17 protein-coding genes are annotated in these 21,482 nt (G+C 70.0%); 7 read left to right on the top strand and 10 right to left on the bottom strand.

Annotation, left to right across the window (positions count from 1 at the left end):
* Positions 1 to 26: 26 nt before the first annotated feature.
* Positions 27 to 1,370: an MFS transporter gene (locus tag ESP57_RS07355; protein ID WP_207904504.1), complete on the bottom strand. Its 1,344-nt coding sequence runs from the start codon at positions 1,368 to 1,370 to the stop codon at positions 27 to 29.
* A 109-nt stretch (positions 1,371 to 1,479) separates the two neighbouring features.
* On the opposite strand from ESP57_RS07355, the gene ESP57_RS07360 reads away from it, so the two are divergent.
* Positions 1,480 to 2,481, top strand: a complete 1,002-nt coding sequence (locus ESP57_RS07360; protein WP_129231100.1) for a LacI family DNA-binding transcriptional regulator — start codon at positions 1,480 to 1,482, stop codon at positions 2,479 to 2,481.
* 15 nt (positions 2,482 to 2,496) lie between these two features.
* Here the strand turns inward: ESP57_RS07360 and ESP57_RS07365 are convergent, their stop codons facing one another.
* The 5 genes from ESP57_RS07365 to ESP57_RS07385 all read right to left on the bottom strand — a co-directional run bounded on the left by ESP57_RS07365 (position 2,497) and on the right by ESP57_RS07385 (position 10,312).
* On the bottom strand, positions 2,497 to 3,438 hold the full coding sequence (locus ESP57_RS07365) for a sucrase ferredoxin (protein WP_129231101.1): 942 nt from the start codon (positions 3,436 to 3,438) through the stop codon (positions 2,497 to 2,499).
* Entirely contained in the window at positions 3,435 to 4,670 is a 1,236-nt protein-coding gene (locus tag ESP57_RS07370) for a cupin domain-containing protein (RefSeq protein WP_129231102.1), read from the bottom strand. The genes ESP57_RS07365 and ESP57_RS07370 overlap by 4 nt, the downstream gene beginning before the upstream one ends.
* On the bottom strand, positions 4,667 to 4,930 hold the full coding sequence (locus ESP57_RS07375) for a hypothetical protein (protein WP_056007570.1): 264 nt from the start codon (positions 4,928 to 4,930) through the stop codon (positions 4,667 to 4,669). The genes ESP57_RS07370 and ESP57_RS07375 overlap by 4 nt, the downstream gene beginning before the upstream one ends.
* 187 nt (positions 4,931 to 5,117) lie before the next feature.
* Positions 5,118 to 7,862: a glycoside hydrolase family 3 protein gene (locus ESP57_RS07380; RefSeq protein WP_165877403.1), complete on the bottom strand. Its 2,745-nt coding sequence runs from the start codon at positions 7,860 to 7,862 to the stop codon at positions 5,118 to 5,120.
* Positions 7,863 to 7,864: 2 nt separating this feature from the next.
* Positions 7,865 to 10,312, bottom strand: coding sequence for a glycoside hydrolase family 3 C-terminal domain-containing protein (locus ESP57_RS07385; protein ID WP_199470605.1), 2,448 nt, complete (start codon positions 10,310 to 10,312; stop codon positions 7,865 to 7,867).
* A gap of 94 nt (positions 10,313 to 10,406) precedes the next feature.
* Between ESP57_RS07385 and ESP57_RS07390 the strand changes: the two genes are divergently transcribed.
* Together ESP57_RS07390 and ESP57_RS07395 are read left to right on the top strand one after the other, a co-directional pair.
* A complete protein-coding gene (locus ESP57_RS07390) occupies positions 10,407 to 11,018 on the top strand; it encodes a TetR/AcrR family transcriptional regulator (protein WP_056005384.1) in 612 nt (203 codons plus the stop codon).
* A gap of 230 nt (positions 11,019 to 11,248) precedes the next feature.
* Positions 11,249 to 13,822 (top strand): hypothetical protein, encoded by a 2,574-nt coding sequence (locus tag ESP57_RS07395; protein WP_199470606.1) that lies wholly within the window; start codon positions 11,249 to 11,251, stop codon positions 13,820 to 13,822.
* A 31-nt stretch (positions 13,823 to 13,853) separates the two neighbouring features.
* On the opposite strand, the gene ESP57_RS07400 is transcribed toward ESP57_RS07395, so the two are convergent.
* Positions 13,854 to 14,786, bottom strand: coding sequence for a LysR family transcriptional regulator (locus ESP57_RS07400; RefSeq protein ID WP_129231105.1), 933 nt, complete (start codon positions 14,784 to 14,786; stop codon positions 13,854 to 13,856).
* A gap of 184 nt (positions 14,787 to 14,970) precedes the next feature.
* Here ESP57_RS07400 and ESP57_RS07405 point away from each other — a divergent pair, with 184 nt between their 5' ends.
* The 3 genes from ESP57_RS07405 to ESP57_RS07415 all read left to right on the top strand — a co-directional run bounded on the left by ESP57_RS07405 (position 14,971) and on the right by ESP57_RS07415 (position 18,062).
* Positions 14,971 to 15,399, top strand: a complete 429-nt coding sequence (locus ESP57_RS07405; protein WP_129231106.1) for a winged helix-turn-helix transcriptional regulator — start codon at positions 14,971 to 14,973, stop codon at positions 15,397 to 15,399.
* An 85-nt stretch (positions 15,400 to 15,484) separates the two neighbouring features.
* Positions 15,485 to 17,248, top strand: coding sequence for an L-aspartate oxidase (locus ESP57_RS07410; protein ID WP_129231107.1), 1,764 nt, complete (start codon positions 15,485 to 15,487; stop codon positions 17,246 to 17,248).
* 91 nt (positions 17,249 to 17,339) lie between these two features.
* Positions 17,340 to 18,062, top strand: coding sequence for a hypothetical protein (locus ESP57_RS07415; protein WP_129231108.1), 723 nt, complete (start codon positions 17,340 to 17,342; stop codon positions 18,060 to 18,062).
* A 36-nt stretch (positions 18,063 to 18,098) separates the two neighbouring features.
* Here ESP57_RS07415 and ESP57_RS07420 read toward each other — a convergent pair whose 3' ends face one another.
* Positions 18,099 to 18,698 (bottom strand): TetR/AcrR family transcriptional regulator, encoded by a 600-nt coding sequence (locus ESP57_RS07420; RefSeq protein WP_129231109.1) that lies wholly within the window; start codon positions 18,696 to 18,698, stop codon positions 18,099 to 18,101.
* A 62-nt stretch (positions 18,699 to 18,760) separates the two neighbouring features.
* Between ESP57_RS07420 and ESP57_RS07425 the strand changes: the two genes are divergently transcribed.
* Positions 18,761 to 19,558 carry an SDR family NAD(P)-dependent oxidoreductase gene (locus ESP57_RS07425; protein WP_129231110.1) on the top strand — a complete coding sequence of 266 codons (798 nt, stop codon included), beginning with the start codon at positions 18,761 to 18,763 and terminating at the stop codon, positions 19,556 to 19,558.
* A gap of 71 nt (positions 19,559 to 19,629) precedes the next feature.
* Here ESP57_RS07425 and ESP57_RS07430 read toward each other — a convergent pair whose 3' ends face one another.
* Positions 19,630 to 20,109 (bottom strand): peptidoglycan-binding domain-containing protein, encoded by a 480-nt coding sequence (locus ESP57_RS07430; RefSeq protein WP_165877404.1) that lies wholly within the window; start codon positions 20,107 to 20,109, stop codon positions 19,630 to 19,632.
* Positions 20,110 to 20,319: 210 nt separating this feature from the next.
* Positions 20,320 to 21,438: a substrate-binding domain-containing protein gene (locus tag ESP57_RS07435; RefSeq protein WP_056005404.1), complete on the bottom strand. Its 1,119-nt coding sequence runs from the start codon at positions 21,436 to 21,438 to the stop codon at positions 20,320 to 20,322.
* Positions 21,439 to 21,482: the final 44 nt, after the last annotated feature.

Here is a 21,482-nt window from a genome sequence, read left to right on the forward strand (position 1 = left end):
CCTGGAGGTCTCGGGTCGGGAAAGGGTCAGCGGACGGACTTGATGCGCAGGATGACGAGTCCGCCGAGCAGCACGAACGCAGCGGCGATGAAGAACAGCAGCGAGTAGTTCTTCGCGTCGCCGGTCACGCCGATCAGGAGGATTCCCGATGCGATGAAGGGCGCCGCGGCCTGCGGGATCGACGTGGCGAAGCCCGTGATGCCCATGAAGCGGCCGGCATCCGTCTCCTTCTCAGGCAGCACGTCGAGGAGCAGCGCCATGTCGACCGCGGCGAAAAGGCCGATGCCGAGCGAGACGATCAGCGAGCCCGCGAAGAGGAACGCGAGATCCGACGACAGAGCCATCGTGACCATGCCGGCCGCCATGATCGCGCCGCCGATCACGAGGAACACCCTGCGGCGGCGCAAGCGGTCGGAGAGGAAGCCGCCGCCGAGCGCGCCGGCCGTCGTGGCGAGCACGCCGACGGCGCCGAGGGTCCCGATGATGCCCGAGACCTCGGTGATCGAGACACCGAGACGCGAGGCGAAGAAGTAGGCCGTGAAGGTCGTATTGAGGGTGAGCCCGAAGTAGAAGAGGAAGCGGCCGAGCCAGTTCCACGAGAAGTCGGGGAAGCGGCGCGGGTTGTAAACGTACTTCGCCAGCACACCGACCAGGCCGATGCGCTCGAGTGGCAGGGCGCGGCTGTCGTCCTCGTGCACGAGCGTCACGAAGAGGGTGACGAAGACGACACCGACGACGCCGGGCACCAGGAAGAGCAGCAACGGGTCACCGGTCAAGCCCATGGTGGCGATGACGCCGATGACCGGCGCCACCTGAGTCGCGAAGCCGGTGAGGCCGGCCACCTTGCCGCGCTGGGCTTCGGGGAGGCGATCGGCGGTGGAGTTCTGCAGATTGCCGAGCACGGTTCCCCAGCCCCACTGTGCGAGGATCCAGCCTGCGCCGAGCACGAGCACCGACGGAGCCAACGCCATCACCACCAGTGAGACGACGCCGACGATCATTCCGCCGATCATGAACGGGCGCCGCCGCCCGAGTCGTGAACGCGTGCGATCACTCCAGATGCCCATGAACGGGGCGGTCAGCATCACCCAGAGTGCGCCGGCACCGGTGATGTAGCCGAGGTACTCCTGGTTGCTCGGAGCCAACTCCCCCAGTCGCACCGCGAGCGAGATCGCGATCGGCGTGATGAACGCCATGAAGACGCCGAACTGCGCCAGCACCATGAACCAGATGTAGCGAGCGCTGACCTTCGGGAGTTCGGGCGGAGTCGATTGCATCGCGCTCACCGTCTCGGGATCGACGGTGGCGGTGGCAAGCGGGGAGGGAACGGGAACGACGAGTGGCTCGTCGTCGCGGGCATCGTTGCGCATGGGACTCCATTGTCTGGGGGAACGGCAGCTAGCGCGTGCTAGTGAATGGCGTCGATGCTACATTGGGGAACTAGCGCGCGCAAGTCCCGCGAGCGAAGAGAGGCAACGGATGTCCCAGTCGACGAGCAACCGCCGTGTCACCGCGGCCGACATCGCGCGCTCGCTCGGCATCTCGCGTGCGACGGTCGGGTTCGTGCTCAACGAGACCCCGGGACAGACCATCTCCGAGGCGACGCGCTCGCGAGTGCTCGACGAGGCGAAGCGGCTCGGCTACCGACCGCACATCGCCGCGCGGGCCCTCGCGAGCGGACGAACCCGCATCGTGCTGCTCGTGCTGCCCGACTGGCCCCTCGACTTCAACCTGCGCCGCAACATCGAGGAGGCCTCGCTCGCACTCGACGAGGCAGGCTACGCGCTCATCACCTACACGCCGCACCCGACCGGCCTCTCCCGCCCGCTTTGGGAGACCCTGCAACCCGACGTGGTGATGTCGATGGCAGCGTTCGCGCCGGGGGTGGCGGAATCGATCCGCGCCTCCGGCGTCACGCGACTCATCCCCGATCCCGAGATGCCCGTGGCCGACGAGTATTCCGAAGACGGCCCGGTGCTCCAGTTGCAGCACCTGTTCGACCTCGGGCACCGATCGATCGCGTTCGCGGGATCAGCCGACCCGCGCGTCGCCGACCTCGTCGAGCTCCGTCGACAGCGCGCGGGCGAGGCCGCGGAGTCGTTGGGACTTCCGCCGCTGCGCTTTGCCGACATCGAGCTGACGGATGCCTCGGCAGCCGCCGCCATTCACGATTGGCGCTCGTCGGGCGTCACGGCCGTCGCGGCATACAACGACGACGTCGCCGCCTCGCTCGTCGGCGCTGCGCTCCGCGCCGGGATCTCGGTGCCGCGCGAGCTCTCGGTCGTCGGCCACGATGACACTCCGCTCGCGTCGATGTTCGAGCCGCGCCTCTCCACGATCCACATGAACACCGTCGGGCTCGGGCGCTATCTCGCGGCACTCGCGCTCAGTGCGGTGGAGGAACGGCCGGTACCGAGCGCAGGTCCCGAGCTGCAGCTCGCGGTCGTTCCGCGAGACTCGTCGGCACCGGCGCCGCTCTGATCGGCACTTGCGCACTCACGCGCTCACGGTGATCGAGCGAAGCGCGTACTGCCGCACCCGCACGAACCGCGTCGCGGCGCACGTCGACAGCAGGGGTTCGGAGTGCGTCTCCTCCAGGTCGACCACGATGTTGCCGGCACCGGCGGCATGACCGTCAGCGGTGCCCGCATCGGTACCACCGGCGCCCCCGGCCCCGGCCAGTCGCACGCGCCAACCGCCTTCCGCCGCCTCCTCCGCGATCGGCGCGAACGAGTCGATGCGCTCATCGCCGAAGGCTTCGCGGGCGAAGTGCTGTGCGGCCTGCACGGGATGCGTCAGCGAGCTGCGACCCCGGAACTGCTCGGGCACGATGCGGCCGTCGTCGAAGGCGTCGGCGATGCGCACGGGGTCGCCGTCGTCGGCGTACCCGTAGTAGAGGCCGTGCGGGAAGACCACCATGGTTCCGGCGAACCGGTCGCCGCCGAGGTGCGAGCACTCCCAGGTCTCCTCGGGGCGCGCTTCGGCGAGCGCGGTCACGACCCGGCGGCCGCGCACGGCGCAGCACTGGTCGTGCCTGGCGTGGGTGCAGATGCAGTAGACGGGTCGGGTCGAGGGCGTGCCCGTCGACCCGTCGAGCGGCACGTCGAGCAGCGCCGCGGCATCCGCCACCTCACCCCACACGACACGTTCCCGACCCGGCCGTGAATCGACGATCGCCCACCGCTGCGTCGCCGGGGCGGCGCGCCGACCCGTTCGACGGATCGCGAGCGGCCGCATGCCCGCGCCCTCGATTCGACGCACGAGGGCACGGCCGAGCTCGCGGTCGAACGGCGCGTCGAGCAGGGCGTTCTGACCCCAGCTTCCTGCGACCTCGATGAGGAACCATCGCAGACCGCGAGGGCCCGTGCCGACGAGCGGGTCGTGCCGTTCGCGAGCGCGATCGCTGCACGGGGCCCAGTGCTCGACGGCGAGCGTCACGCGGGCGCCACCACGAATCCCTCGCGCACGAGGCGTCGCACGACGACGACCGCGCTCTCGGTGTCGAGGCCCGGCAGCTCGCTGGGCGCGACGACCCCGCCCGCGACGAGCCGTCGCACCGCCGGTTCCGCCTCGACCGGCAACGACAACGTCTTCGCGCGCCCGACGATGCGCACCCGGTCGTCGATCGTGGTGACCCGCACGGGCAGCGACGCACGCCAGCGCACGGGCGTCGACGCATCCAACGTCGCGAGCGCCTCGAGCGTCGAGAGGGGCGCGATCGGTTCCGCGCGGGTCGCGGCATCGAACCGGTCTGCGAGCACGGCGGCCGGCCGCGAGGCATCCGTCTGCTGCAGCGTCTCGATGAGGGCCTGAATCGTCTGCGCGACGACCGGTGCGATCGCCTCCGTGTCGCGCAGGTCGATGCCGAGTGGAAGCGACCCTCGCAGGGCGGCGTTGTCGCCGACCTCGCGGAGGAGCGCGTCGACGAGGTCGGCGCGCGTGTACGCCGCCATGCCGACGGTCAGGTGCACGGATGTCGCGCCGAGCGCGGTCGCCGAATGGATCCACCCGCGCGGCAGGTAGAGCGCATCGCCGGGGCGCAGCACCGCATCGATCACCGGCTCGCCCGTGGCAGCTCGGGCGACCGCACCGCGATGCCGGTCCCACGGCTGGGAGCGCAGCGGGTCGACGAGCACCGGCGCGTGGATGCGCCAGTGCTTCTCGCCCGAGACCTGCAGCACGAACACGTCGTGGGTGTCGTAGTGCGCGTCGAACCCCTGCGACGACGGCGGGGTGACATAGGCGTTGACCTGCGCCGGGTGCCCGAGGTCGTCGATGAGCTCGCGCGTGAAGTCGATGATCGGCGGCCACAGGCGGTGCAGCCCCTGCAGCACGATGGTCGCGCCGCCCGCGAACTCGGCGAGCACCTTGTCGCTCGAGACCTGGTCGGCGATCTCGGCGCCGAAACCACCTGGTGCGGTGTACGACGATGCCGCGAGCACCGACCCCTCGTTCGCCATGCGGATGAACGGGGTGCGCACTCCGCGACGCGTGATGAGCTCGTCGACGGCGGCGACCGAGAACAGGTCGTCGAAGCCGCGGTCGAGCTCGGCGGCCGGCGAGAGCAGCGGTTGACTGCCCCAGTACCGGGCGGCGAACTCGTCGGCGGGAACGCTGATGCAGCGCGAGAGCGCGGGTCGACTGCTCGACCCGCGCTCCGGGTCGGTCACTCCGCCGAACCGTCCGCGCCGCCGTCGTGGCCACCGGGGTTCGCGCCGCCATCCGCGACGCCCTCCCCCGCAGCCGCCGAGCCGTCGGCGCCGCCGTCGTGGCCTCCGGGGTTCGCGCCGCCGTCGGCCGTGCCTTCGCCGCCGGCCTCGGCCGACCCGTCGGCACCGCCGTCGTGGCCCTCGGGGTTGGCACCGCCGTCGGCGGTGCCTTCGCCTTCAGCGCCGGGCTCGCGGGTGATGTCGTCATCGTTGATCGTCATGAGCATTCCTCTCCTCGCCTGCCCGCTCAGCGTATCGAGGGCATGCCGTCTGCGGAACCGGTTGACGGATCGCGTTCGTCGCCTCCACGGCCAGGATCGAACGCGACGAAGGGCGGATGCCACGTGGCATCCGCCCTTCGTCCGCTCGCGCTCGTTCGCGCTCGTTCGCGGCCCGTGGCCGCTCAGCTCACTGGAACAGCTCGGTCTGGAGCAGCGCGTAGCTCACGGCGTGCACGCGGTCGCGGAGGCCGTTGCCCACGCCGACCGGGTCCTCGTCGTACGCCTGCTTCACCGAGCTGACGACCGAGCTCGACAGCGGGGCGAGCATGAGGTCGTTGCCGTAGCGCACGGCGAGCGCCGGGTCCATGAACCCGCCGAGCACCGCGTCCGTCGAGACGACGCCGTCGAAGCCCCACTCGCCGCGCAGCACCTCCTGGAGGAGCTGCTCGTTGCCGCCCGCCCAGCTGCCGCCGATGTTGATGAACGAGGACATCGCGCCCATCGCGCCGCCCTCCTTCACGCTGATCTCGAAGGGCTTCAGGTAGAGCTCGCGCAGCGCCTGCTCGTCGACGAAGACGTTGACGCCGGGGGCCCGCGCGTTGATCTCCTGGTCGTTCAGCACGAAGTGCTTCATGAAGGTGAGCACGTGCTTGCTCTGCGCGCCCGAGATCATGCCGGCCGCCATCTTGCCCGAGAGCAGCGGGTCCTCGGAGAAGTACTCGAAGTCGCGACCGCCCATCGCGGTGCGGTGCAGGTTCATGCCCGGGGCGTACCAGCCCTCGATGCCGTAGGCGTTCGCCTCTGCGCCGACCGATTCGCCGAGTTCGAAGGCGAGCTCGTCGTTCCAGGTCGAGGCGACGACGATCTCGGTCGGGTACGCGGCCGCCGTGATGTCGCCGAAGAAGAAGCTCAGGCCCGACGGGCTGTCGAGCAGCACCGCCGAGGGCACTCCGAGCCGCTCGACCGCCGCGGTCTCGTAAGCGCCCTTCGCGAAGAGGTCGATGAGCTCGTCGCGGGTGAACTGGTCGAGGAACAGCTCCCACTTCGGGTCGTCGTAGTCGAGGCCGGCGAGGTCCTCGAGCATGAGGCCGTTGTCGGCTTCGTAGGTGGGCACCTCGCCCTCGGCCGGTGCGATCTCAGGGTCCATCAACGCGAGGGTCTCCTCGGATGCCTCGTGGTCGATGTCGTCGGCGCTCGGGTAGGTGCCCTCCCAGTCGGCCCGAGAGAGGTACTCCACGTCGCCTTCCGCGTAGCCGAAGCGGTTCTCGAGCTCCACGCCCGTGGTCTCGTCGGTGCCGTAGACCGTCGTGTCGGCGACCGCGATCGGGAACTCGGCGACGGGCGTGTGCACGTCGGTCGCGACGGAGATGTCGTACTGTCCCGCGTCGAGCACGTAGGCGCCTTCGGCTGTGTTCCACGACGCGAGGTCGCGCAGTGCGAACTCGACGGTGACGGTCTCCGACGCCCCGGGCTCGAGCAGAGAGGTCTTCGCGTAGCCGGTGAGCGTGATCGCCGACTTCTCGACGCCGCCCGGCGTGTACGGTGCCGAGGCGTAGACCTCGACGATGTCCTTGCCGGCCGTGTCGCCCGTGTTGGCGACCGTCACGTCGACGCTGACCCGACCCTCGGCGACGACCGGCGTGCTCGCCGTCCACTCGAAGTCGGTGTAGCTCAGGCCGTAGCCGAAGGGGTACTGCACGGCGGCCTGGTAGCCCGCCTCGTCGTCGACGTATCGGGTCTCGTAGTAGCGGTAGCCGACGTAGATGCCCTCGGCGTAGTCGAGGAAGCCGCGCTTGGTGTTGTCGTACTGGAAGTCACCGTAGTTGACCGTCGAGGGCGCGCTCGTGACGTCGTAGGCGTAGGTGTCGGTCAAGCGGCCCGAGGGGTTGACCTCGCCGGTCAGCACCTTCGCGAGCGAGACCGCTCCGCGCGGACCCGGGGTGCCGATCCAGACGGCGCCGGTGATCTGCGGGTACTCGTCGAGGAAGCCGAGCTCCATCTGGTTGCCCGAGTTGACGATCACGACGACCTGGTCGAACGACGCCGTCACGGTGTCGAACAGTTCGCGCTGCTCGTCGGTGAGCGCGAGCTCGCCCGCCGTCATGTCGGCGCTTTCGACGCCGTCGTTGCCGATGACGACGAGCGCGGTGTCGGCGAAGCCCTTCGCCTGCGCTATGACGTCGTCGGTCAGGTAGTCGGGTGCGGGCTCCGTGCCCTTGCCGCTCCCCGACACCATCTGGGCGATCGCGATGAGGCCGTTGGCGGCGCCCTCCTCGGTCTTCGCGCCGGCGTCCTGCATGGCACCGTACAGCTCGGGGTTGTAGGCGACGCCCTGCTCCTCGAGCGCGTCGTAGAGGGTGACGGCGCTCGACTGATCGGAGCCGCCCGAGCCGTTGCCCCCGTACCGCAGGTTGAACGACGCGAAGCTGAAGACGTTGACCTTCTGCTCGGCGAGCGGAAGTACGCCGTCGTTCTTCAGCAGCACGATGCCCTCGTCGGAGATCTGCTCGGCCACCACGGCACCATGCTCGCGAGCGGCGACGCCGTCGGCGGTCGACGAGTCGACGGTGATCGACAGCAGCCGGCTGATGTCCGAGACGACGGGCGCGGCCAGCACGGCCAGGATCGCGACGACGGCGACCACGACGGTCCAGCCGATCGCACGCTGCGGCCGGTGCTTGACCTTGCGGTACACCCGCTCGCGGCGCGAGTCGAGGCGGCGCTCGGCGCGCGTCATCGTGGCGCGCCGGGCGGCGCGCTCCGCCTTCGCTGCCTTCTTCGCCGCACGGGCCTCAGCCCGGTGGGCGGCCTTCGCGGCCGCGCGCTCCTCGCGCGGCATCGCCTTCAGCTCGGCGCGCCACTGCTTCGCGAGTTCGCGCTCCGCTCTGACGCGGGCCACGGCCTCCTGCTTGATCTCCTTGCGTGTCGCCACGTCTAGTCCTCTCCCCGCGTCCGTGCGGTTCGTCGATGGGTGCGCCATGCGGCCACGAAACGGGCGGCACCGCGCCAGAAGCGGCCGTTGACCGCGATGAGCAGCGCGTCGACCATCTCGTCGCTGACCGATCCGCCCGACAGGCGGGAGATCGATCGGAACGGGAGGTCGAGCGCGAAGCGGATGTTGTTGGCCGTGAGCGGGCGGCCGAGCCGCATGACGAGTCGGCTCGCGCCGTCGATCACGCCGTGCATCAGGCTCGCGAATCCGCCGCGGCCGCGCGTGCGGGCGACGATGTCGTCGCGGGTGAGCGGCTGGTTGGCGGGCCACATCGAGGGCGGCAGCTCGCGACCGAGCAGGGCCGCGTACTCGGCGTCGCCCACCAGCTCGACCCGGCCCGTCGCGTAGTGCGGCAGGGCGGAGGTCCCGGTGGACGGCATCGGCGAACCTGCGACCTCGAGTTCGGCACGCAGACGGATGTCGCGCGACGACGCCGCGGCCAGGACGGAATACCTGCCCCCGATCGTGCGCCAGTCGTCCGCATCGGCGTCGAAGACGTCGAACGCGTGCTCGGCGTACGGGATCTCGACGGTCGCCGATTCGCCGGGCGCGAGGTCGACCTTCGCGAAGCCGCGCAGCTCGCGCGGCGCCCGGATGACTCCCGCCGCGGCATCCGGGGCCTCGACGTAGAGCTGCACCGTCTCGGTGCCCGCTCGATCGCCGGTGTTGGTGACGGTGACGATCGCGGACGTCGGGCCGGCGCTCAGGTCGGAGTAGGCGAACGTCGTGTAGCCGAGGCCGTGCCCGAAGGGGTAGCGCACGGCCGCGTCGACCTTGTCGAAGTACCGGTAGCCGACGTAGACGTGTTCGCGGTGCTCCGAGGTGGCCTCGGTGCGTCCGTACGTGGCCGACGACGGGACATCCTCGTATCGGATCGGGTAGGTCTCGGCGAGGCGACCGCCGGGGTTCACTTGGCCCGTGAGCACCTCGGCGACCGCGCGACCGCCGCCCTGGCCGGCCAGGGAGCTGTGCACGATCGCGTCGACGTCATCGGCGAACGGGAGCTCGACGGCTGCGCCGCCCGCGAGCACGACGACGACGGGCACGTCGAGCGCCGTGAGCTCGCGCACGAGCGCGAGCTGGTTCTCGGCGAGGCGCATGTGCGATCGGTCGACGCCCTCGGCCTCGGCCGATTCGTCGAGGCCGAGGAAGAGCAGCACCACGTCGGCGCGTCGGGCCAAGCGGATGGCGCGGCGACGGCAGCCGCTCGATCGCCGGTCCATGCGTGCGAAGCCCGGCTCGTAGCCGATCACGTCGAGCTCGGACTCGCGAAGGGCGTCGAGCGCGGCGTCGATCCTCGTCGGGTTCACGAGCGAACTGCCGGCGCCCTGGTAGCGCGGCCGGGCCGCGAAGTCGCCGATGACGGCGACCTTGCCTGCGCCCTCGCCGAGCGGGAGGATCGAGCGGCGGTTCTCGAGCAGCACGATCGAGCGGCGTGCCGCCTCGACGGCCAGGTCGTGGTGCGCGTCGTAGTCGACGGCGGATGCCTCGACCGGCTGCGTCCGCGTCCGGGCCCGCGTCCGCTCGATGAGCGCGAGCAGTTCGCCGACCCGGTCGTCGAGCACGGCCTCGTCGAGGTCGCCGTGCTCGACCGCATGAACGACCTCCCGGTCGGTCACGCCGTTCGTCGACGGCATCTCGAGGGCGTTGCCGGCGAGGAGCCCGCGCACCCGGTCGTTGTTGCCGCCCCAGTCGGTGACGACGAGCCCGTCGAAGCCCCACCGCTGCCGGAGGATGTCGCCCAGCAGGTGCCGATTCTCGTTCGCGTAGGTGCCGTTGACCTTGTTGTAGGCGCTCATCACTGTCCACGCGTCGCCCTCGGTGATCGCGATGCGGAAGCCCTCGAGGTAGATCTCGTGCAGCGCGCGCTCATCGACGATCTCGTCGATGCTCATGCGGTGCGTCTCCTGGCTGTTGACCGCGAAGTGCTTGACGCTCGCCGCGACGCCGCGGGACTGGATGCCGCGCACCTTCGCCGCGGCCAGCACGCCGGACAGCAGGGGATCCTCGGAGAAGTACTCGAAGTTCCGGCCCGCGAGGGGGTTGCGCTTGATGTTGAGCCCCGGGCCGAGCAGCACGCTCACGCGCTCGGCCGCCGCCTCGTCGCCGAGCGCCTGGCCCACTCGACCGACGAGGTCGCGATCCCAGCTGTTCGCCAAAGCGGCGGCCGGAGGGAAGCAGGTCGCGGGAATGCTCGCGTTGAGCCCGAGGTGGTCGGCGGCGCCGCCCTGCTTGCGCAGGCCGTGCGGACCGTCGGTGAGCATGATCGAGGGCACGCCGAGGCGCGCGACGGGCTTCGTATTCCAGAAGTTCGCGCCCGAGGTCAGCGACGCCTTCTCGGCCAGCGTCATGCGCTCGATCAGTTCAGCGTCGTTGCGTGGAGTGGACACGGTTGCCTACACTAACCCAAGTTCCACCACTTGGTGGAATTTGAGTCGGCTACCCTCGAGAGCTGCCGATTCCACACCGACGAAGGAGCCGATCGTGCCCGAGTTGCCCACCGAGTGGCTCTCCACCGGTTACGCGACCGGCAACGCCACGAAGCGCCTGATCGTCGCCAGGGCGGCCGAGGCCTTCGCCCAGAAGGGCTTCTACGGCGCCTCCCTGCGAGCGATCGCCCGCGAGGCCGGCGTCGACCACTCCACGCTCCTGCACCACTTCGGCAACAAGGTCGCACTCCTGCTCTCCGTCATCGAGTGGCACGACCTGCAGGGCGCCCCGCCCGAGTTCCCCGAGACGATTCCGCCCGCCACGCTCGTCGACGGGTTCGTCGCGGTCGCGAGACAGAACGAGTCGGCGCCGGGCCTCGTGAACCTGCTGTCGACGCTGTCGGCCGAGGCCGGCGCGGCCGCCCACCCGGCCCGCCCCGCCCTGCAGGAGCGGCACCGCGTGCTCACGTCGATCATGGCGTCGACGATCCGCAGCCAGCGCGAGAGCGGGGCGGTCGCCGACGACGGCCTCACCCCCGAGCAGAGCGCCGCCGTCGTGGTGGCGACCTGGGAGGGCCTGCAGGTCTACAGCGCGCTGCACCCCGGCGAGCTCGACGTGCCGGCGCTGCTCGGGCAGACGTTGCAGCGGGCGTTCGGGCTCAGCTGATCCGTGCCGGCGTCTGCTCGGCGCCGGACTCGCGAAGGTCCATAAGGTCACCGACTCGGCGCCGACGCGGCTGCCTGTGCAGGGCACGCGACCTCGACCACGGCAAATGACGTCCATAGCCACAAACACCGTACGTCAAGCACCTTTCATCTCGAATCCGGTGGCTTTCGTCTGCTCCATGCGCAAAACTCGGGGTTTCGTGCATCGACTGTCTCCGAGGAAGTAGACCAATGACTGCGAATCTGCCGGACCCTCCGATCTCCGAACCCGGCCGCGCCCACGCGGCTCGGCCGACTCGGCGCACCGTGCTGCAGGGCGTGGTGCTCGCCGGCGTCGGCGCCTGGGCGATGCCCGCCCCCGCGACGGCTTGGGCTGCGCCCGCAGCATTCGGGGGCTCGGCCGCGGGTGCCGTCGCTGCTCTGCCACGGGCGGTCTCGGGCATCTATCCGACCTTGGCGATGTTCAACACCGAGGGCGAGTGCGGCACCGGTGCCGTCGTTCCCTGGGCCGGGCGCCTGTGGGCGATCACGTATGGGCCGCACCTCGTGCGCGGCTCGAGCGACAAGCTCTATGAGATCACCCCTGAACTGCAACAGGTGGTGCGCCCCGAGAGCGTCGGCGGCACCAACGCCAACCGCATGATCCACGAGGAGTCGAACCAGCTCTTCATCGGCCCCTACGTCATCGCCGCCGACGCGACCGTGCGGGTCATCGACCGATCGGTGATGCCGGGCCGCCTGACCGGCACGTCGCGCCACTGGGCCGACCCGGTGAACAAGGTCCATTTCGCCACGATGGAGGAGGGCCTCTACAGCGTCGACGTCAACAGCCTCGCCGTGTCGGGTGACATCAAAGACGGCAACGGCGGCATCACGAGCCCGACCGATCCCGCGACGATCAGCTCGACCCTTCCCGGCTATCACGGCAAGGGCCTCTACACCCACGGCGACGTGGTCATCTACAGCAACAACGGCGACGCCGCCCCCGCGGCCCAGACCGACCCCACGACCGAGTCGGGTGCGCTCGGCGAGTGGCACGGCAGCGGAGACTGGCAGCTCGTGCGCCGTAACCAGTTCACCGAGGTCACGGGGCCCGCCGGCATCGTCGGCGGCAGCCGAACAGCGGACGACCCGGTGTGGGCGGTCGGCTGGGACTACCGCTCGATCATCCTGCAGATCCGTCGCAACGACGAATGGGTCACGTTCCGTCTGCCGAAGAGCAGCCACAGTTACGACGGCGCCCACGGCTGGAACACCGAGTGGCCGCGCATCCGCGAGGTCGGGCAGGGCGAAGACCTGCTCATGACGATGCACGGTGCCTTCTGGCGGTTCCCGGCGGCATTCGACATCGGCAGCGCCGCCGGCATCCGCCCGCGCAGCAGCTACCTCAAGGTGATCGGAGACTTCGCACGCTGGGGCGACCGCATCGTGCTCGGCAGCGACGATACGGCGCAAGCCGAGTTCTACAACAAGCGCAGACACAAGGGCAACCTGATCGGCCCCGGCCAGTCGCAGTCGAACCTCTGGTTCGTCGATCCCGGCCAGCTCGACGACCTCGGCTTCGCGATCGGCCGTGGTTCCGTCTGGGACGACGACGAAGTGCCCGCCGCCACCCCCTCCGACCCGTTCCTCATCGCCGGCTTCGACCGACGCGTGCTGCACCTCAGCCATGGTTCCAGCGAGCCCGTGACGTTCGACCTCGAACTCGACGCCGACGGTTCGGGCGCGTTCTCCCGCTGGCAGCGCGTGACGGTGCCGGCCAACGGCTACCAGTGGATCCCGATGCCGAGCCACGTGCTCGGCGAGTGGATCAGGCTGACCACCGACCGCGCCGCGACACGGGTGACAGCCACCGTCTCGATGCGGCAGCTCGACGAGCGCCCGGCCGAGGCCGACGCCATGTTCGACGGCCTGGCCGGGATCGGCGACACGGCCGTCACCGGCGGCCTGGTGCGTGCCCGCGGCGGCAACCTGCGCAGCCTCGCCTTCGTCGTCGACCGGCCCACCGCCAACGGGCCGCAGTCGGTCGGCTACTACGAGATGGACGGCAACTTCGAGCTCAAGAAGGTCGAAGATCCCGACTCGGACGCCTGGCACCGTCTCAACTGCGCCATTCCCACCGGCGTCCTCGACGTCGACGCCGCGTCGGTGCTGGTGATCGACGACGCCGGTCGGCGCTGGCGACTGCCCAAGTTCAACGCGGCCTACGAGACATCCGCCCCTCTCGGGCCCGAGCGCATCGACCGCGAGATCTGCACCGAGCGCGACCTGTTCAACGCCCACGGCACGTTCTACGAGGTACCGGCCGAGAACGCCGGTGGGTTCGCGAAGATGCGCCCGATCGCAACCCACGGCCGCCGCATCAAGGACTACTGCTCGTATCGCGGCATGGCCATCCTCACCGGTGTGCGCGACGACGCCCCAGCCGGCGAGCACATCGTTCGCTCGACCGACGGCAAGACCGCGCTGTGGGTCGGCGCGGTCGATGATCTCTGGAAGCTCGGTCGTCCGCGCGGCGTCGGCGGGCCGTGGAAGAACACCTCGGTCGTGGCAGGCCAGCCCTCCGACCCGTACCTGATGACCGCCTACGAGGAGAAGTTCATCGCGCTGTCCCATCAGGGTGAGGCGGCGGTCGACTTCGACGTGCAGGTCGACATCACCGGCGAGGGCAACTGGGTCAGCTACCGCACGTTCACGGTCGAGCGCCAGCTGCGCCACCGATTCCCGGTGCACTTCTCGGCGTACTGGGTGCGGGTGGTCGCGAGTACGAGCGTGGTCGCGAGCGCGCAGCTCACGTACAGCTGAACCGGACGAGGGGGAGCTCTGCAACATCCCCTCACTCGCTCGCGGCGAGCCGCATCGTCGCGCCTGCCCGCGCGGCGAATGCCGTCGCACTCGCCGAGATCGTCTGTCGCATGACCTCGACGGCCGCGGTCGGCGCGACGTCGGTGGGCCGCGCGACGCTGATGGTGCGGTCGAGTGTGGGCTCGCCGAGTCGCACCGGCCGCAGGCCGGGCCGATCGATGAGCACCATCGCGGGCACGATCGCGACCCCGAGCCCGCGTTCGACGAACCGCAGCACGGCGTCCATCTCGGCCCCCTCGAGCACGACCTCGGGCGTGAGGCCGGCGGCCCGGAACGCCGCGTCGGTCGCGCTCCGCAGGTCGTACGTCGCGCTGAAGACGATCTGCGGCAACGCCGCGACATCCGCCAGCTCGATGGTGTCGCGGGAGGTGACCGGCGGCGCGCCGGCCGATGAGATCACCACGAGCTCCTCGACGAGGAGCGGCGTCACGGTGAACCGCTCGGCGGCCGTGGCGTCCGAGGTGGTGATGAGCGCGAGGTCGAGCTCGCCGCTCGCGAGCTCGTCGAGGAGGCGGCGCGAGCCCTGTTCCGAGAGGTGCAGCTCGATGCCCGGATGCTCCGCGTGGAACGCGCTCAGCACCTCGGCGACGAGGCTGATGCAGAGGGTCGGCGTCGCGCCGAGGCGCACCCGCCCTCGCTCGAGACCGGCCAGCTCGGCGAGCTCACGGCGCACCGACTCGGCATCGGCGAGCATGCGGCGGGCGAGCGGCAGCAGCGACTCCCCCGCGGTCGTCAGGGTGCTGCCGCCGCGGGCTCGGTGGAAGAGCTCGGCGCCCAGATCGTGCTCGAGCGCGGCGATCTGACGGCTCAGCGAGGGCTGGGCGAGGTAGAGCTCCTCTGCGGCCCGGGTGAAGTTGCCGAAGCGGGCCACCTCGACGAAGCTGCGGAGTTGCTCGAGGTTCATGTCGATAACGTACGCGCATCGTCGCCGCGACATCCATGCGGCGCACGGATGCGTCGACCCAGGCATGTCTCGAGCGGATGCCGCGGCGGCTCCTCACCCCAGGATGCCGCGGTCCGCCGGTTACTCAGGGTGCGTGACGCACGACCTGATAGCGTCCATCGAGATCAGGCACCAGGAGGACAGCATGACGACCGACCCCGTCCGCGTGCTCTCGACCGCACCCATCGGCGCCGAGGCCGGGCACGAGGGCATCGAGGCATGCAGCGTCGACAACCCGGCGAGCCGCGTCATTCGCGAGACCCTCGCCCGCGTCGGCGACAAGTGGAGCATGCTCGTCATCGGCGTGCTGCACGACGGCCCGCTGCGCTTCACCGAACTGCAGCGCAAGATCGACGGCATCTCGCACCGCATGCTCACGCAGACCGTGCGCAGCCTCGAGCGCGACGGGCTCGTCACGCGCACGAGCTACCCCGAGATCCCGCCGCGGGTCGAGTACGCGGCGACGGAGCTCGGCCGCTCGCTCTCGGTGCCGGTCATCGAGCTCGCCCGCTGGGCCGCCGCGCACCACGACGACATCCTCGCCGCCCGGGACGCGTTCGACGACGAGCGCTGAGGGCGTAGATCGATAGCCAGAATGCATGATGCTGACGACATAAATGCATTGGAGTAATGGACCGCGCAAACCTAGCGTTGAGCCCATGAGCACCTCCAGCACCCCGAGCACCTCCAGCACCACCTCAGAACGCCAGATCTCCACGACCGTCCTCGTCATCGGCACCGGCGGTTCGGGCCTGCGCGCCGCGATCGAACTCGCCGAGGCGGGCGTCGACGTGCTCGCCCTCGGCAAGCGCCCCAAGTCCGACGCGCACACCTCGCTCGCGGCCGGCGGCATCAACGCGGCGCTGTCGACGATGGACCCCGACGACAGTTGGCAGCAGCACGCCGCCGACACCTTGAAAGAGAGCTACCTGCTCGCCGACCCGCGCACCGTCGTCACGGTCACGGAAGGCGCGGCCCGCGGCATCGACGACCTCGAGCGCTACGGCATGCCCTTCGCCCGCGAAGACGACGGCCGCATCTCGCAGCGCTTCTTCGGCGCCCATACCTACCGCCGCACGGCCTTCGCCGGCGACTACACCGGCCTCGAGATCCAGCGCACGCTCGTCAACCGGGCCGCGCAGCTGAACGTGCCGATCCTCGACACCGTCTACGTCACGCGCATCCTCGTGAACGACGACGGCGCGGTGTTCGGCGCCTACGGCTTCGACCTCGAAGACGGCACCCGCTACCTCATCCACGCCGACGCGGTCATCCTCGCCGCCGGCGGGCACAACCGCATCTGGCGGCGCACCTCCTCCCGTCGCGACGAGAACACCGGCGACTCGTGGCGTCTCGCCGTCGAGGCGGGCGGCCGGGTGCGCGACCCCGAGCTCGTGCAGTTCCACCCGTCGGGCATCATCGAGCCCGAGAACGCGGCCGGCACCCTCATCTCCGAAGCCGCCCGCGGCGAGGGCGGCATCCTCACGAACGGCCTCGGCGAGCGCTTCATGCACAAGTACGACCCCGAGCGCCTCGAGCTCTCGACCCGCGACCGGGTCGCCCTCGCCTGCTACACCGAGATCAAGGAGGGCCGCGGCACGCCCAACGGCGGTGTCTGGCTGGATGTCTCGCACCTGCCCCGCGAGACGATCATGACCCGCCTCCCCCGCGTCTACCAGACCATGCTCGAGCTGCAGATGCTCGACATCACGAAGGAGCCGATCGAGATCGCGCCCACCGCGCACTACTCGATGGGCGGCGTGTGGGTGCGCCCCGACGACCACGGCACGGATGTCCCGGGGCTCTACGCCATCGGCGAGGCATCCAGTGGCCTGCATGGCGCCAACCGGCTGGGCGGCAACTCGCTCATCGAACTGCTCGTCTTCGGCCGCATCGTCGGGCAGGCCGCCGCCTCGTACTCGGCCGCCCTCCCGGCGCAGACGCGTTCAGCAGCCGCGGTGCAGACGGCGCGCGACGAGATCGCGGGGCTGCTCGCCTCCGACGGCACCGAGAACGTGCGCGCCCTCCAGCGCGCCATCCGCGACACCATGACCGAGCACGCCGGCGTCGTGCGCGACGAGCAGGGCCTCGTCGCCGGACTCGCCGAGCTCGAGGCGATCGAGACCCGCATCGCCGACATCGGCGTGCACCCCGACATCGCCGGCTACCAGGACCTCGCGCACGCCTTCGACCTCAAGTCGGCCGCGCTGGCGGCCCGCGCAACTCTCGAGGCGGCGCTCGAGCGTCGCGAGACGCGCGGCTGCCACAACCGCAGCGACTACCCCGAGACGGATGCCGCGCTGCAGGTGAACCTCGTCTGGTCGCCGTCGACCGGTGTGACGCGCGAGTCGATCCCGCCGATCCCGGCGGAGATCGCGTCCCTCATGCGCGAGGTTTCGGTGGCGGGCAAGCTCGTGGAGTAGCCGGAGTCGGCGGGAGAATGAGCAGCGCGCCTCGTTCATCGACATGTTCTACTGGAAGCCCTTCGCTCCCCGCACCACCTCAGGACTGAACATGACCCGCGCCGCTCGCGATGCCGACCTCTCCCGGTGGCAGCGGTCGGGCGAGTTCAGCGCGCTCGAGCGCATCGGACACTCGTCGTGGGTTCCCACGCTGCTCGTGGAGCTCTTCGCGCTCGTGATGGTCGTCGTCGTCGCAGCGAGCTGGCTCGTGCCGGCCGTCGTCGCGGGCGTGACTCTCGGTTGGGACACGACCCTCGACGGCGGGCCGCTCCGTGCCGCCTCCATCTCGGGACCGGCATGGATGTACGGCCTGTTCGGCCTCGCCTTCCTCGCGATCGCGGTCGGCGGGCTTCCCGTCATCGTGCGCGAAACCCGGAGGAACCGCCGTCCGACAGCGATCCTGACGCTGGCGCCGGGATTCGTGACGGTGCACGCGGTCCGTGATGTCAGGCACGGCACGGGTGCCGGCAAGCCACGGCTGCGAGAGTCTCCGACGGTGTTCGAGTGGCACCACATCGACGGGGTCGAACCGAGTGCCGACCTGCACGACGAGCGGCCGATGCTCGTCATCCGCCGCGCCGTGGCTGCCGACCGGGGTCTGCCCTTCGACCGCGACGGCGACAGCGACGTGCGGGTCCCCTTCCGCGGGGACGCTCGCGACATCCCGGTCCTCTCCGGCTTCCTGGCGAAGCCTCACCGGCAGCAACAGCTCGGATCGGTCGAGTCGCTCAGGTTTGCGCAGCAGTTGTCGGGCACCGAGCCTCCCGCCCGCTGACTGACGAGACGACGCGCCGACGCACGCCTCATCGGGTCACGGCGTGGCGACGCCCGTCAGCGAGCTGAGCACGGCGTCGATCGTGGCGTCGGCGGCTTCTCGCCACGGCACCCCGTCGAGCAGGTCGTCGGTGGCGAGCGCGGCGACGCCGTGCACGGCGGCGAACACGACGAGCGACTGTCGTTCGACGTCGCCCGGCCGCACCTCGCCCGTCGCCTGCGCCGCGCCGACGAACTCGACGACCACGGCCATGCTCGCCCGACTGAGTCCGAGGAGGTCGGGCGACGCGTCGGGATGGTGCTTCGCCTTGTACATCAGGTCGAGGATCGCCGGATGCTCGACCGCGAACCCGATGTAGGCGAGGCCCGCGGCGCGCAGTTGCCCGGCGAACGTCGTCTCGGTCGTCGCCGCCGCCGCGAGCGCGTCGTTCATGCGCGTGAAGCCGGCGACGGCGATCGCGTCGAGCAGTGCCGTGCGGTCGGCGAAATGGCGAGCGGATGCACCGTGGCTGACGCCGACGTCGCGTGCGAGCTGTCGCAGCGACAGGGCGTCGATGCCGTCATCGTCGATCGTCGCCCACGCACGCTCGAGGAGCGCCTGACGCAGGTTGCCGTGGTGATAGGCGCGTTCGGTCACTCGTGCACTCTATCGGAAAGTAGACATTGACAACAATGCTGTCACTGTCTACATTAGCGAACATGACCATTGACTTCACCGGGACCACCGCCCTCATCACCGGCGCCAGTTCGGGCCTCGGCACCGCCTTCGCGACCGAGTTCGCCCGCCGGGGCGCCGACGTCGTGCTCGTCGCCCGCCGCGAGGAGCGACTGCGCGAGCTCGCCGATCGCATCGAACGCGAGCACGGCGTGCGCGCGACGCCGATCGCGCTCGACCTCGCGACATCCGACGCCCACACGGCGCTGCGGGTCGCGCTCGACGAACGGGGCATCCGCATCGGCACCCTCGTCAACAACGCCGGCTTCGGAGTCAAGGGCGCGTTCGTCGACGCCGACCCGGCCCGCATCGCCGAGATGGTGCAGCTGAACGTCGCCTCCCTCGTGGCGATCACGCGCGAGTTCCTGCCCGACCTCGTGCGCGAGGGCCGAGGCGCCCTGGTGAACATCGCGAGCACCGCGGCGTACCAGCCCTGCCCCGACATGGCGGTGTACGGGGCGTCGAAGGCCTTCGTGCTGAGCTTCACCGAGGCACTCGCCTACGAGAACCGTGCATCGTCGCTGCGGGTGCTCACGCTCAGCCCCGGCGCGACGCGTACGGAGTTCTTCGACATCGTCGGCACCGGCGATGCCGCGGTGGGCAGCTTCCAGTCCCCCGAGGAGGTCGTGGGGCTCGCGCTCCGTCGCCTCGACCGTCGCCGCACGCCCGCGAGCGTCGTCTCCGGCCGGGCCAATGCGATCACGAGCACGCTCGTCCGCTTCATGCCGCGGCGCCTCGCGCTCTCGGCGAGCGGCCGGGTGCTCGCCGATCCGAAGCGATGAACGCAGCGCCCTGGTGAACGCCGAAGGGCGGGTGGCTCGCGCCACCCGCCCTTCGTTCATCGCTGCTGCGACTAGTACTTCGAGATGGTGACGTACCCGGGCGATCCCGAGGCGGGCTTCTCCACGTAGCATCCGGCGTCGTAGGCGGCCTGCCACGCCGTGCGCTTCGCCGCGCTCGAACTCGCGTAGGCGAAGTTGACCTGGCCGGCGTAGGAGCACAGCGTGTTCCACGTATTGCGTCCGACGATGCCGTCTGAGGTGATGTGCACCCAGGTCTGGAACTTGCGCACCTGCGACTCAGTGGCGGGGCCGAACGAGTTGTCGACGGCGAGGGCGCTGCCCAGGCTGTACGCCGACTGCACCCCGTTCAGCATGCGCTGGATCTGACCGACGCACGTGGCGTATCCGCCACGCGAGTACTGGTAGGCGGTGCAGCCCTGGCCGGTCGTGCCGCTGTAGGCAGTCGCCGCGGTCGCCGGCGCGATCGCGCAGAGCCCTGCGATCGCGAGCGCCAGCGCCCCACCGGCGATTCCTCTTCCGAACTTCTTCATCAACGTCCCCTTCTCGGGCGCCGAAGCGGCGCCGGTGTGTTCAGCGCCCCTTGTGCGCGTCATGATCACACCACGAAGCACGGCGTGCGGAGAATGGGCAGCGCTGCCCATTGCCGTGGCAGGCCCGCCGCGACGGCCCATACAGAACGAGCGGCCCGCCGGATCGGCGGGCCGCTCATCTGGTGATCCTCGGTTCTCCGGGACGTCAGCTCACTGTGCAGCGGTGACGATCTCGAGGAGGTTCGGGTTGTTGGCGTACGCCTCGGCCGCGTTCTCCTTGGTCACGATGACCGGGTCCAGCAGGTAGGCGGGCACGACCTTGACGCCGTTGTCGTACTGCTCGGTGTCGTTGACGTCGGCCTCCTCGCCCTTCTGGAGCTGCTGGATCATCTTGATCGTCTGCTCCACCAGCAGGGTGGTGTCCTTGTTGATGGTCGAGTACTGCTCGCCGGCCATGATCGACTTGACCGATTCGACCTCGGAGTCCTGACCGGTGACCGTGATCTTCGAGATGTCCTTGCCGGCCTGCTTGGCCGACGTGATGATCGCGCGAGCGAGGTTGTCGTTCGGCGAGAGCACGCCGTCGATGTCGGAGCTCGAGTAGGTCGAGGTCAGGATCGAGTCCATGCGGCTCTGGGCGTTCTCAGCTTCCCAGCCCTGCGTCGCGGTCTGCGCGATGTCGGTCTGGCCGGAGGCGACGACGAGGGTGCCGTCGTCGATCTTCGGCTGGAGGACCTCCATGGCGCCGTCGAAGAAGACGGCCGAGTTCGCGTCGTCGGGCGAGCCCGAGAAGAGCTCGATGTTCCACGGCGCGGCGTGGCCGGAGCGTGCCTCGAGGCCCTCGAGCAGCGCCTGGCCCTGCAGCTGGCCGACCTTGAAGTTGTCGAACGCGACGTAGTAGTCGACGTTCTCCGTGTTCTCGATCAGGCGGTCGTAGGCGATGATCTTGACGCCGGCGTCGGCAGCCTGCTGCAGCTGCGTGCCGAGCTGCTTGCCGTCCTTCGCACCGATGACGATGACCTTGGCCCCGTTGGTGACCATGGCCGAGATTTGGTTCTGCTGCTCGGCGACGGTGTTCGAGGCGGGCGCGTACTGCACGTCGCCCTTGAACCCGGCTTCCTCGAGGCCGTCTTCGAACAGGCCGCCCGCGAGCACCCAGTTCTCAGAGGTCTTGTCGGGCAGCGCGACGCCGATCGTGGAGTCGGCGGCGAATCCGGCTGCGTCGGACGCCCCGCCGGCGTCACCACCGCGCTCTCCGCCGGAGCATCCCGACAGGGCGAGTGCAGCGACCGCGGCGAGCGCCGTGGCCGCGAGAGTGATCTTCTTCATTGATCTTTCACTTTCTTGTTGGATTGACGGATTCTCTTGGGATG

It is taken from the genome of Agromyces fucosus, assembly GCF_004134865.1.
GTDB classification, from domain to species: domain Bacteria; phylum Actinomycetota; class Actinomycetes; order Actinomycetales; family Microbacteriaceae; genus Agromyces; species Agromyces fucosus.

Coding starts and splice junctions, on each gene's coding strand:
- ESP57_RS07355 (WP_207904504.1), bottom strand. CDS start 1,370: ATGCGCAACGATGCCCGCGACGACGAGCCACTCGTCGTTCCCGTTCCC.
- ESP57_RS07360 (WP_129231100.1), top strand. CDS start 1,480: ATGTCCCAGTCGACGAGCAACCGCCGTGTCACCGCGGCCGACATCGCG.
- ESP57_RS07375 (WP_056007570.1), bottom strand. CDS start 4,930: ATGACGATCAACGATGACGACATCACCCGCGAGCCCGGCGCTGAAGGC.
- ESP57_RS07395 (WP_199470606.1), top strand. CDS start 11,249: ATGACTGCGAATCTGCCGGACCCTCCGATCTCCGAACCCGGCCGCGCC.
- ESP57_RS07400 (WP_129231105.1), bottom strand. CDS start 14,786: ATGAACCTCGAGCAACTCCGCAGCTTCGTCGAGGTGGCCCGCTTCGGC.
- ESP57_RS07405 (WP_129231106.1), top strand. CDS start 14,971: ATGACGACCGACCCCGTCCGCGTGCTCTCGACCGCACCCATCGGCGCC.
- ESP57_RS07410 (WP_129231107.1), top strand. CDS start 15,485: ATGAGCACCTCCAGCACCCCGAGCACCTCCAGCACCACCTCAGAACGC.
- ESP57_RS07415 (WP_129231108.1), top strand. CDS start 17,340: ATGACCCGCGCCGCTCGCGATGCCGACCTCTCCCGGTGGCAGCGGTCG.
- ESP57_RS07425 (WP_129231110.1), top strand. CDS start 18,761: ATGACCATTGACTTCACCGGGACCACCGCCCTCATCACCGGCGCCAGT.
- ESP57_RS07430 (WP_165877404.1), bottom strand. CDS start 20,109: ATGAAGAAGTTCGGAAGAGGAATCGCCGGTGGGGCGCTGGCGCTCGCG.
- ESP57_RS07435 (WP_056005404.1), bottom strand. CDS start 21,438: ATGAAGAAGATCACTCTCGCGGCCACGGCGCTCGCCGCGGTCGCTGCA.